This window comes from Ferruginibacter sp. (assembly GCF_031430955.1).
Taxonomy (GTDB): Bacteria; Bacteroidota; Bacteroidia; order Chitinophagales; family Chitinophagaceae; genus Ferruginibacter.
In genome coordinates this window covers 1-13,078 of sequence record NZ_JANPCM010000603.1, presented here as the reverse complement: position 1 = coordinate 13,078, position 13,078 = coordinate 1, and the positions used below count along the sequence as shown (strand labels likewise).

Below are 13,078 nucleotides of genomic sequence, written 5' to 3'. Positions count from 1 at the left end.
CATCGCTCAATGCAATGGTGGGAAACAAATCATCCGGCGCTACAGTAATATTATTTGTACTTGCATATAAATAAAGGATACCGCCTAAAAATAAAAATAAAAAGTTTACTATCATCAGCACCGCAGTAAACGTCATAATATTTTTCTGCGAATCTTTTATATTTTTTACACTGATATTTTTTTGCATCATCTCCTGGTCAAGCCCCGTCATGGCAATGGCAATAAACATGCCGCCAATAATATGTTTTAAAAAGTAAGAGCCGGCTTTTACATCCATGTTAAATACTTTAGTGTAACCTTTTTCATTCATTAATGATAAGGTACTCCCAAAATCCATACCCATGGCTTTTATAATAACAAAAATACACACCACCAAACCCAGCAGCATACCGGTAGTTTGTAAAGTATCTGTATAAATAATTGTTTTTACGCCGCCTTCAAAAGTGTACAATAAAATCAGCAGTAAAATAACTAATGCAGTTACTACAAAAGGTATATGTAATTTATCAAAAATAAAAAGTTGCAAAATACTTATCACTAAATATAAACGGGCAGTAGCACCCACCACACGGCTGAGGATAAAAAAGAAAGCGCCTGCTTTGTGTGCATTTATTCCAAAACGTTTTTCCAGATAAGTATAAATGGAAGTGAGGTTCATTTTATAATACAATGGGATAAGCACAAATGCAATTACCATATAGCCAATTAAATATCCCAATACTATTTGATAATAAAAAAAATTGCCTGTGCCCACGCCACCCGGCACACTCACAAACGTAACGCCGCTAAGGCTGGTACCAATCATTCCAAATGCCACCAGCATCCAGTTGCTGTTGCGGTTACCAATAAAAAAAGATTCGTTGTTGCTGCCCCTCGATGTAAAATAAGCAACAGCGAGTAACAGTACAAAATACCCTATTACAAAAGAAAATAAAATTAATGGCGACATAATTATTAATGAATAATTGATAATGAAAAATGAATAATCCGGCAACGAATAATTAGCTTGCAGGATAATTAGAAACCAAGTTAATTAATTTATGGCAATTACATCATTAGCAGTTTTTTGTGGCAGCAAAAGTGGTAACAATACCTTATACGAAGATCATGCAAAACAATTAGGATACCTTTTAGCAAAAAAAAATATACCGTTAATTTATGGCGGCGGCAATAAAGGTATAATGGGCGCTATTGCCAATGCAGTTTTAGAAAAAGGTGGAAAAGTTACCGGTATTATTCCGCAATTATTAACCGACAGGGAGCACAGCCACCATGGAATTACTGAATTAATTATTGTGGAAGATATGCATGTAAGAAAAAAAATGCTGTACGAAAAATGTGATGCTGCAATAATTTTACCCGGTGGTTTTGGCACATTGGATGAATTGTTTGAAATGCTTACCTGGAACCAATTAAGTATTCACAATAAAGAAATTTATATTTTAAACACCGCAGGATTTTACGATCATCTTTTAGCACATGCAAAAACAATGCAGCAGGAAAATTTTTTGTACGACAAAATTGAAGAAAGAGTAACCGTACTTTCTTATCCTGATGAAATAGAAAAATTTCTTTAGTTACGCCTGCGGCTATTGCCCTGAAATAAAGGAATTTGTAAACCTGCTCTTATAATGGGAACCGACCGGTAAGAACCATTCTGCAAAAGTTCTACATAAGGAGAATTGGGATCTTTTATTAGATCAACTAAAACAGATAAGTAAAAAAATGTAGTACCCACTCCTTCCCTGCCACTGGCATAACCTCCGCCAACTAAAAAACTATTCGCATCTGCTTTAAATTTTTGGTCGGCGCCGCCATAAGCAGGTTTTAAAGTTTGCGAAATAAAATTATGCTCAAATGTAGCCTGAACAAAAATCATATTGATTGGAAAAATTCTTACAAAAACACCGGGGCCATATACATACTGGCGGTATTTATCGCCACTATAAGCCCTCTCGCCGGTATAAGTAAAATTTATAGTCATGCCTGCGTCAACAATTTTATTAATACTGTATCCAAATGAAGGACTTACACCCAATACAGTACCACCGCTGTAAAAAGATGCTGTTACACTTCCACCCGTAAAAAGATTTTCCTTTTTAAAACCTTTTTCTTTTGTTTCATCTTTATCTTTTTCGTACTGGGCAAATACGTTTAACATTAATATAAAAGTTAAACCTGTTACAATTATTTTTTTCATTTTTTTTGTTTTACATTTTCAGACGAGGAAGTCAGACCATGTCGAAAATTTTTCCGCTGTTTAAAATATTGTTGGGATCAAATACTTTTTTGATACCTTTCATTAAAGAAAGGTTGGCCTTATCAAAAACAATATCCATGTATTCTTTTTGAATTAATCCAATACCATGCTCGCCGCTAATGGTGCCGCCTAAAGATTTTACCAGGGTAAACATGGCTTTAAGGCCGGGAATTATTTCAGGATTATTTAAACTGTAAATACTGCCTTCTTTTTTTATGCGGATGTGCAAATTACCATCGCCGGCATGGCCGTAACACACTGCTTTAAAATTATATTGTTTTCCTAATTCTTTTACGCCATGTATTAATGCAGGTAACGAAGCTCTGGGCACTACAGTATCTTCTTCAATGGTGTAACCATCTAATTTTACAGCTTCGGCTACACGGCGGCGCAACTTCCACAATTCTGCTTTTTGTTGTGCATCGTCGGCAAAAAATATTTCGCCACAGTCAAATTGGGTTAGTAATGCAGCGATGTCTTCCATTTCACTCATCAGTGTTTCTATATGGTTACCGTCCACTTCAATAATTAAATGTGCGGCCATATCATCAGTAACTGGTACTGCAACACTGTCCATCATTTTACTCACAATCTTTAATGCATCAATCTCTACTAATTCCAAAGCGCTTGGCGTAAAGCCTTCCCTGAATATTGCACTTACTGCTTCACCGGCTTTTTCTAAATTGTTAAAGGGCACCAGCATCAGCAAATCGTACTTTGGATGCGGCAATAATTTTAAAACAATTTTTGTTACAATGCCTAATGTGCCTTCACTCCCTACCATTAATTGGGTAAGATTATAGCCTGTAGAATTTTTTAATACATTGGCACCTGTCCAAATAATTTCACCCGTTGGTAGTACTACCTGTAAATTCAACACATAATCTTTTACCACTCCATATTTTACTGCTTTAGGCCCGCCGCTGTTGGCAGAAATATTGCCACCAATAAAACAACTGCCACGGCTGCTGGGGTCGGGTGGATAAAACAATCCCTTTTCTTTCACTGCGTTTTGTAATACTTCTGTAATTACTCCTGGCTCTGTTGTTACCTGTAAATTTCGTTCATCAATTTCTATAATCGTATTTAATCTTTCCATAGAAATTAAAACGCCACCTAAATGCGGTAATGCACCACCGGCTAACCCTGTTCCTGCACCACGTGGAGTGACTGCAATTTTTTGTGCATTACATATTTGCATAATGGCACTGATCTCTTCAGCCGTTCGTGGCTTTATAACAACATCAGGTAAAAAATGAAGGTTCTCCGTTTCATCGTGGGCATAATGGTTTAAGCTTTCTTCATCCACCATTACAAAAGCATCTCCAGCAATTTTTTTAAACTGATCAATATATTTATTAACAGTTGATGCTCTTTTTTCTTCGCTTACCATGTAACATTATTTATGTAAAAATCGTATAAAATACTGAGTTGATAAAATCATGTTTGTGCCTTTATCCTCATTTGTAAATGTTACTAATAAAATATTTAACGTTCAATTTTCAATGTTCAATAAAATACAGGCGAAGATTGATGAGATTTATTGAGTAAGGGTATTTTAAAATGTTAAATTTTATTAACTGATTGCAAAAATTAAAATTGCTGCCTATATTTGTTACGAAATTATTCGTATTTAATCATTAACCAACATAAAGTAAAGCCATGAAACAATTTATTTTAAAAAACAAAAAAGCCATTGCAGGTATTAGTGCTGCATTGGTAATTGGTGTAATCACCATGTCTTTTCAAGACACGCCCTTTAGCCCGGTAAAAGATTTTACAGTAAATCCCATTGTTATTGATTCGCCGCCTCCAAAAAAAATTAACCAGGCAGAAGTTGACAAAGCCATGAAGGAAATAGAAAAAGCTATGGTGCAATTAAAGGAACAAATGAAGCAGCTGGATATGAACGAAATAAATTTGGCTGTAACCAATGCGTTGAAAGAAGTGGATATGCAAAAAATAATGGCCGAAGTACAGCAAAGCCTTAAAGAAGCAGACATGAAAAAAATTATGGAAGAGGTAAATGCATCTTTAAAAGAAGTAAACGCTGAGCAAATAAATAAAGAAGTACAAAATGCTTTGAAGGAAGTGGACATGAAAAAAATAATGGAAGATGTACATAACTCTTTAAAAGAAGTTAACGTTGAGCAAATAAATAAGGAAATACAAAATACTTTGAAGGAAGTGGACATGGATAAAATAAACAAAGAGATACAGGAATCTTTAAAAGATTTAAAAATAGAATTGAAAAATATTAATACCGATGAGATTAGAAAAGAACTGGAAAAAGTAAAAGAGGAATTAGAAAGAACCAAAGAGGAATTAAAGAAAACAAAAAAGACCGTTTCCGTTTAATACAGCCATGTAAAACTAAAACTGTCCCGAAAATATTTGGGACAGTTTTTTTATGCTATACAAAAATGATTAATAAAAAGTTGGACACATGGTCTGCCTGTTTTGCCGCTGCGGATAAAACCCTTTTTTTACAATACTAAATTCGCTTGCGCCACGGTAATTATTAAATTTATTTAAGGAAGATAAAGTGGCATCGTAACTGAATGTAAATTTTACATTATTCGTTTCAAACCCTACTATTGGTGCAATAGCATCGCCAAGGCGGTAATACAACCCTGCTACCAATTGCTTTTCGCCTGTCTCAGAAAGATTATAATTTCCGTTTAACCCAAATACCAGTTCAGTTGCCTTTACCTGTGTGGTAAAATAGGCGTTGGGATTAATAATAACCCTTTCGTTTACTTTTAAAATGGCATTTAAAAAACCAATATGCCGCATGGGTATTCTTCCGGCATTTGTTTGATCATCAAAAAAAGTTTCCTTTGGCCTGTTTACATGATGTATAGAATATCCGGCATTGATGTACACATTTTCCTGCGGAAAATAGGCGTAATTCATACCTGCCTGCACATCCATATAACTTACACTGGTGTTTAGTAAAGTTGCATTTGTAAAAGTTTTACCATCAAAAAATTTACCATCAAACTGATCTGGGAATGTTAATTTACTTTGATCAATACGTTTGTTTGCCCAACCAACATTAAAACCTGCACTTAATAAACTGCTGCTGCCTAATTGCTGATGATATGCAACAGAACCATAAATTTTTGTACTGCGTAAACTGCCGCTGCCGGCAACATCGCTTAATAAAACACCGCCAATACCCAGCCAGCCGGTTTCTAATTTATCCCTGAACAATTGTGCATCGCCAAAAATACTGGTGGTTTTGTAAGGCACCGTCATTACAGCACTCCACTGGTTTCTGTAGTGAGCGCCTATTCTGTAATCGGCATCAGGTATAAAACCTGTGTTTGCAGGATTGGTAGTTAATGGTGAATTAAAGAATTGAGAAAAATGCAGATCCTGTGCATGCATAGTAAATGCAAACAGTAACCCTGTTAAAGTAAATAATGATATTTTATTTTTGCCCTTCATTCTTTATTATATCTTACCAAGTAATTAATTTTTATTCAACATTCAACATTCAACATTCAACATTCAACATTCAACATTTATCTCAATAAAGTTATATCTCCTGTTTTTCTCAACTTCTGTCCATCGGTAAATTCTACATCTAAAGTATAAGTGTACACATCCATCGGTTGTAAAGCACCTTTAAATGTTCCATCCCATCCTTTTGTTATACTCGTGCTTGCAAATACTAATTGTCCCCAACGGTTATATATTTTCCAGCTCATTTTACCTATACCAAAACCTACTACTTTTACAATGCCGTTGTTGTAACTGTTGCCCGAAAATCTTCCGGGAGTAAATGCATTAGGCACATCCAGCAGTGGCCTTATTATTATGGGAACGGGCTGTTGAAATGTATCTACACAATCAGCATCATTAAAAGCTAACAGCATAACATTAAAAGTATCTGTTCTGTTAAACTGATGAATGGGGTTTACTTCGGTTGAAGTTTCTCCATCACCAAAATCCCACAAATATCTTGTAGCGCCAATAGAAAGATTGTTAAAAATAGTTTTAGTATTTTCTATTGGAGGATTAGGGCTCCAGGTAAAATTTGCAGTAGGAATGGGATATACAGTAATAGTAAAATAGGCAGAAGTATCCACTTTATTACAGGTGGTAGAATCAAATGCTATTAAACGTACGTCGTAAGAGCCAACAAGATTATAAACATGTATGGGTTCAAAATCAGTTGAAGTTGTACCATCTCCAAACTCCCAGATCCAATCGGTGCCACCTAAAGAATTATTTTTAAACACCGGTGTATAAGGCACACAACCTCTTGTACTGGTACTGAATATTGCTTTAACATTTGGATTTATCCTTACCTGCTTTTCAACAGAATCAGGCGAATTACAGAAAACCGAATCATCAACAATTAATCTTACTTTATAAGTACCTGTAGACGGAAAAGTATGTATTTGCGAAACAAAACCGCTTCTTATTCTTGGTGAGCCATCTCCAAAATCCCAAATAAAAGTTTGATTGGTATATACAGGTAATGGTGCAGTAGTAAGATTATTGAAACGAAATCTTAAGCTTGCACAACTGTCTAATTTAATAAAAGAAAAATTGGGAACAACCTCATTGTTGCCCACTTTTACTGTAATGTAAGCTGTATCAGAAATATTGCAGGTGGCAGAATCAATAGAAATTAATGTTAACCTGTAGCTTCTTACATTATTGTAGGTATGCGAAGTAGAATTATTGGGGGCATACGTGGTGTCTTTTTTAGGGCTTGATATATCACCATAATCCCAAATATACATTTTACCTTTTGCCAGTGTATCCGTAAACTTTATGGTTAAAGGTACACAGCCAATAGTATCAACAACACCATCAATAGTTGCTTTTACGCTTGCGCCAACACCAGCAAAATTCATTTCTATTTTTACAGCAGCCTCATTGCAACTGGAAGAACGGTTATTAATTGACCATACACCAGCGGTAGTTGGAAAAACTGCACCGCCACTGCAGTTGGCGCAAATAGCCTGGTAAATTATTCCATTAGCATCAAAGCGGCTGGTGCCACCATCAACATGATCGCCAAAGCCACCATTTTGCCCATAAAAAGAACCAAACAACTGGCTGGCAGCATTTTTTTCCAGAACGAAAAAATAAAAATCTGATCCATCTGGAGGAGGTAACCCGGGTAACTGATCTTTTAATGGTAACCCATTAGTGCCTGCAGAAGGATACCCTTGCTGAACATTTATTCCACCACCCCAACCAGAAACATAAACATTCTGGCAACGATCTACTAAAAATGCAATAGGGGATAAATTTGGCACCTGCGAATTTGTACCAAATATTGTGGAGTAAACATAGGCAGATAAATCGGGCTGCAGCTTACTTATAAATTGCTTGCCGCCTGTGTTGCTGTATCCTGCATTTAAAACCGTCCATGCGCCAGTGGTAGTGCCCATAATATAAGGAAAACCAAGTCTGTCGAATTTGAGGCCATAAACTAAATCGTTTCCCACTGTGCCCTGGTAAGTAGTTTTAATAATTGCCGATCCGGTATTAGTTATTTCTGTAACAAACCCATCAGTTTCGCCACCCTGATATGTATTGGTAATAACACCTGATTTATCGCCGGGTAAATTATTACTTGATGTTCCGCCTGCAACATATAAATTACCTGTTAAAGGGTTTTGCGATATTACAAAGCATGCATCATCGCCATTGCCGCCAAAATAACTGCTGAATAAAACTGTAGTAAGATTTGCATTGAATTTAAGCATTACACCATCCTGCCTGCCACCACCAAAACTATTTTGAAATGGAGCGGTAAGGGGGAAATTAAGGGACTGGCTGCATGATGCCAGACAAATATTACCGGCTGCATCCAGAATGACTTCACTTCTTGCATCATCACCATAATTTCTCCTGGTAACATCTGTACCAAATGGTGCGTTGTATTTAGGTCTTATATTAACACCATCGTCTGCAGAGCCCCCTATCCTAACTGAACCCAACAGTGCGGTACCGCTGGCATTTAATTTGGTAACTATAATATCCCAACCTCCGCCATTACCAATTAAGGGAACAGTAACGGGGTAATTTGGGGATTTAGTTCTGCCTGCAATTATTAAATTACCCTGTGCATCAGCAATCATACTATGAGGTTGCTCATTGTGGCTACCTCCAATATAAGTAGCATATAAACGTTGACTGCCATTGGCAGAAAATTTAAAAATACCAATATCGAAGGCTCCGTTATTATCTTCATCAACACCGCCACCAAAAGCTGTTTGAAATGCACCCGGTGATACAGGGTAACCTGCACCGAATACAATACCACCTGCAAAAAAACTGCCATCAGGGCCGGCTGTTGCGGTATAACCCCAATTGTCAGCAGTACTGCCGGTAAACGATGCAAAAATTAAGGAAGGATCTATTATTAATGTTTCTTTAGAAGAATAATTTTGCACTTTAAAACGCACCACGTTATCTGTAACCACATACTTACAATCTACCGTTTGCCTTTTGCCCATTGTAGGCTGGTAGCTGTAGGGATATAATTCTTTTATACTGCCCACAGATGTGCCAATAAGTAATTCTTTATTTTTGATCTCCAATTTAACACCCCCTTCGTAACGCATGGCAATAGCATTGGGGTTGCCACCGGGATGTACAATTAAATCGTACTTTAAATTACCCGATTCGGTATAATAACGAACATCTATATTGGGATAAATATTTTTGTAGGTTACTGCTTCGTATATCTTACAATCAGATGCCCATTTGTTAGGATCGTTTCCGGTAAAATAATTATTATAAGTAGATAAAACTTTATCCGGTACTGCCTGTACATTATTACTACTCCCCAAAAAATCTACTTTGTATGCATGCGAATGAACAATTACCGGTTCCAGATCTTTTGGTGATGGTATTTTAGTTTTAGATGAAGCTGCAGGTGAAATACTATCGCCAACACTTTTGTGCGAATGCCCATGCATCATTTCAGAAAGTTTTTGTAAGTCTTCAGGCTTATGCATCATTACAGTAAAGCCCCGGTTTTCTAAAAAGAAGGAGCCTGTTGTAAAGTCGCCACGAAAATTTACTTTATTATCCCACTGCCCTTTGTTCTCAATAAATTCCATTTGGGCATTAACGGATAATACAACAAAAAATGTTGAAACAATTGTTATAAAAAGCTTAGTTATCTTATTCAAAACAGTCAACTGTATTTTTTACAATGTACAGAAATTATATGACACCGGCAATCAGATTTATCCTCTTTAACATCAGTTTTTCAATCAATAAAATTTTATAAAAAGAGTTACGATATTTTACTCCACGCCGTTTTGCCTTTTTGCTGATTAAGGTAAGTTTTAACAGGCAAATTCTCTGCCACATTCATATCCGGATCGTTTTCTAAAATATTTTGTGCCACTTCTCTTGCAGCCTCCAGTATAACTTTATCATGGACTATGTTTGCCAGCTTAAAGTTTAAAAGACCGCTTTGCTGTGTGCCTTCAATATCGCCGGGGCCACGAATCTCCAAATCTTTCTCTGCAATTTTAAAACCGTCGTTGGTGGCTACCATTATCTTTAAACGTTCCCTGGCATCATTCGATATTTTTGACCCAGTTAATAATATGCAAAAACTTTTTTCAGCCCCTCTTCCTACCCTTCCTCTTAACTGGTGCAATTGCGATAACCCAAATTTTTCTGCACTTTCTATTACCATTACTGTAGCATTAGGCACATTCACCCCTACTTCTATAACGGTGGTGCTTACCATAATTTGCGTTTCCTTATTTACAAAACGCTGCATGTTGGTTTCCTTTTGCACCGCATCCATCTTTCCATGCACCATACTTATCCAGTATTTGGGTTCCGGAAAAAATGATTTTACTTCTTCATAACCCTTCATAAGGTTTTCGTAATCCATCTTACTGCTTTCTTCTATTAAAGGATAGATGACAAAAGCCTGCCGACCGTTGGCTATCTCTTCTTTAATAAAATCCATTACCTGCGGACGTTTGTTTTCAAAACGGTGTACGGTGTTGATAGGTTGCCTTCCCGGTGGCAGCTCATCCATTACGCTGTAATCCAAATCGCCGTAAGCAGTTAGTGCCAGTGTACGGGGTATTGGTGTTGCTGTCATAACGAGTACATGCGGCGGTATAGTATTTTTTTTCCATAACTGCGACCGCTGCGCCACACCAAATTTGTGCTGTTCATCAATTATGGCAAACCCCAGGTTTTTGAAAATCACTTTATCTTCAATTACCGCATGCGTACCAATCAAAATATTCAATGAGCCATCTTCGCAAAGTTTAAGCACTTCTCTCCGCTGTTTTGTTTTAGATGAGCCGGAAAGCATTTTTACACAAACCGGCATATCTTTTAATAATTCGGTAATGCTGTTATAATGCTGCTGGGCTAAAATTTCTGTAGGTGCCATCAGCACACTTTGAAAACCATTGTCGGCTGCAATCAGCATCATCATTAATGCAACAATGGTTTTGCCACTGCCCACATCCCCCTGTAAGAGGCGGCTCATTTGTTTACCGCTGCCTGCATCTTTTCTAATCTCTTTCAACACTCTTTTTTGTGCACCGGTTAATTCAAAGGGAAGATATTTTGTATAAAATGTATTGAACAACTCACCCACTTTATCAAACACCCAGCCTTTGCTGAAGCGATGCCGTGCACTTTTAATTAAACCCAAACGCAGTTGTGCAAAAAATAATTCTTCAAACTTTAAGCGGCGTACGGCATGTTGAAAGTGTTTTTCCGTTGCCGGAAAATGTATGTGGCGATAAGCATCAAAGCGGCTAATGAATTTGTATTTGATAATAATAGATTCTGGTAAATTTTCTGGCAGATCTTTTTCGGTAATTAATTGCAGCAGCGCATAAGTAAATTTGCCCATCACCCTTCCATTCAAACCTCTTGCTTTTAATTTTTCTGTTGAAGAATAAATGGGTTCTAAAAAATTTTTACCTGTTGCTTTTTGTTCGGTAAAAGTTTCTATTTCGGGATGGGCAATTTGAGGTTTGTTCATAAAAAAACTCAGCTTGCCAAAAACTAAATAGCGGTGACCCACCTGCAATGCTTTTTGTATCCAGTTTATTCCCTGGAACCAAACTAATTCAATTTCTCCTCCTGCATCATCCTGCAAATGCGCTACCAAACGCCTGCCTCTTTTCTCCCCCATAATTTCCATGTCGGTTATTTTACCGGCAACCTGTGCATACTCATTGTTATAATTAAGTTCGTCAATTATATCTACTTTGGTTTTATCTACATGGCGCAGCGGAAAATAATTCAGCAGGTCATTAAAAGTAAAAATTTTTAATTCTTTACGCAGCATATCGCCACGTAAAGTGCTTACGCCATGAATATATTCGATGGGATTATTTAATATGGCGGAGGTGAAAGTGATAGAGAATGTTTATGCAAATATAAACCCCTATCCCCTAAAGGGGGAAACGAAGAAGAACTTTGCGAAGATTATTTTGGAATATTTTCAGGTAGATTAACCTGCTAACAAAAAGATGGCGTAAAAATTAGCTTCTGAAGTGTGAAATTTTAGTAGAAAAATAAAATTTAGATTTTAAATGTGATGTAAGGACGACAGTTTATTGTATAACATGATTAAAGCTCAATATTGATATGATGTACACGAGTGCGACGCCAATGATGACTAATAGAATTACCAAAGTTTGGAACAAAAAACATTATTTATGTTCTCCCTTCAGAAAAATTATTATTGAAACGTTTGGGTTTGCTGAAATTTCTGTTGCCGCCCCCGCCAGTTCTTTGCGGTGCAGTGTTGTAAGTTGGCGCTTCGCCAAATTCATCGGGCACAATGGCTTTGGTTACAGACTTACCCAATAATTTTTCTATAGCTACAAATTTGCGTTGCTCCCTTGGGCTTATGAAAGTATAAGCGGTTCCTTCAGCAGCGGCCCTTGCAGTACGGCCAATACGGTGTACATAATCTTCGCCATCATGCGGCACATCGTAATTAATTACCAGGTCGATATTATCAATATCAATACCACGGCTTAAAATATCGGTAGCAATTAAAATGGGCAGGCGGCGACTTTTAAAATGCATCAGCACTTCTTCCCTTTTATCCTGCTCCAAATCGCTGTGTATTTCATCTGCTTTAATGCCGGCTTTTTGTAAATCACGGGTCAATTGTTTTACAGCTTGCTTGCTGCTGCAAAAAATTAATACCATGGCAAAATCTTTCTTCTTCAGCAAATATTTTATTAAAGGAATTTTTTGTTCTTCGTACACCACAAAAGCTTCCTGCACAATTTTTTCGTTGGGTTTACTTAGTGAGATATTTATTTCTGCCGGCTGGTGTAAAATTTTTCTTGCCATCTCCCTTATTTTATGCGGCATGGTGGCGGAAAATAGAAGGTTCTGCCTTTTTTTAGGCAGGTGATTAATGATGAACATGATGTCGTCGTAAAATCCCATGTCCAGCATTCTGTCGGCTTCATCCAGTACCAAATATTTTAAGCCGTCTAATTTTACATAGCCCATTTTTATATGCGCCATCATTTTGCCGGGTGTGCAAACCACTACATCGGCGCCATGGCTCAATGCTTTTTTCTCCTGCACAAATGCATTTCCATCGCCGCCGCCATATACTGCAATGGAACTAACCGAAGTAAAATAAGAAAGCCCCTCCATGTGTTGTGCAATTTGTATAGCCAGCTCACGTGTGGGCACAATAACCAATGCGGTGTTGGTATGATTAACCAATGGATCGGTGATAATTTTGTTGATAAGCGGCAGTAAAAAAGCGGCTGTTTTGCCGGTGCCGGTTTGGGCCGATGCTATAATATCTTTGCC

Annotated in this window: 9 protein-coding genes; 2 read left to right on the top strand and 7 right to left on the bottom strand. The window is 37.1% G+C overall.

Annotated features, from left to right (window positions below; genetic code table 11):
• Window positions 1-949: sodium:solute symporter family transporter (locus ACY65O_RS17170; protein WP_462222088.1), on the bottom strand; the 949-nt coding region annotated here is incomplete at its 3' end.
• 91 nt (window positions 950-1,040) lie between these two features.
• Here ACY65O_RS17170 and ACY65O_RS17165 point away from each other — a divergent pair.
• Entirely contained in the window at window positions 1,041-1,577 is a 537-nt protein-coding gene (locus tag ACY65O_RS17165; protein ID WP_462222087.1) for an LOG family protein, read from the top strand.
• Here ACY65O_RS17165 and ACY65O_RS17160 read toward each other — a convergent pair.
• Window positions 1,574-2,200 carry a hypothetical protein gene (locus tag ACY65O_RS17160; RefSeq protein WP_462222086.1) on the bottom strand — a complete coding sequence of 209 codons (627 nt, stop codon included), beginning with the start codon at window positions 2,198-2,200 and terminating at the stop codon, window positions 1,574-1,576. The genes ACY65O_RS17165 and ACY65O_RS17160 overlap by 4 nt on opposite strands.
• Before the next feature lie 31 nt (window positions 2,201-2,231).
• Window positions 2,232-3,653 (bottom strand): FAD-binding oxidoreductase, encoded by a 1,422-nt coding sequence (locus ACY65O_RS17155; RefSeq protein WP_462222085.1) that lies wholly within the window; start codon window positions 3,651-3,653, stop codon window positions 2,232-2,234.
• A 269-nt stretch (window positions 3,654-3,922) separates the two neighbouring features.
• On the opposite strand from ACY65O_RS17155, the gene ACY65O_RS17150 reads away from it, so the two are divergent.
• A complete protein-coding gene (locus tag ACY65O_RS17150) occupies window positions 3,923-4,618 on the top strand; it encodes a hypothetical protein (RefSeq protein WP_462222084.1) in 696 nt (231 codons plus the stop codon).
• A gap of 69 nt (window positions 4,619-4,687) precedes the next feature.
• Here ACY65O_RS17150 and ACY65O_RS17145 read toward each other — a convergent pair whose 3' ends face one another.
• The 4 genes from ACY65O_RS17145 to ACY65O_RS17130 form a co-directional block, all read right to left on the bottom strand.
• Complete coding sequence (locus ACY65O_RS17145; RefSeq protein ID WP_462222083.1) at window positions 4,688-5,713, bottom strand: PorP/SprF family type IX secretion system membrane protein; 1,026 nt, start codon at window positions 5,711-5,713, stop codon at window positions 4,688-4,690.
• Between the two features lie 77 nt (window positions 5,714-5,790).
• Entirely contained in the window at window positions 5,791-9,429 is a 3,639-nt protein-coding gene (locus ACY65O_RS17140; RefSeq protein WP_462222082.1) for a DUF7948 domain-containing protein, read from the bottom strand.
• A gap of 107 nt (window positions 9,430-9,536) precedes the next feature.
• Window positions 9,537-11,633 carry an ATP-dependent DNA helicase RecG gene (recG, locus tag ACY65O_RS17135; RefSeq protein WP_462222089.1) on the bottom strand — a complete coding sequence of 699 codons (2,097 nt, stop codon included), beginning with the start codon at window positions 11,631-11,633 and terminating at the stop codon, window positions 9,537-9,539.
• 317 nt (window positions 11,634-11,950) lie between these two features.
• Window positions 11,951-13,078 (bottom strand): DEAD/DEAH box helicase (locus ACY65O_RS17130; RefSeq protein ID WP_462222081.1); only part of this gene is annotated, 1,128 nt, incomplete at its 5' end.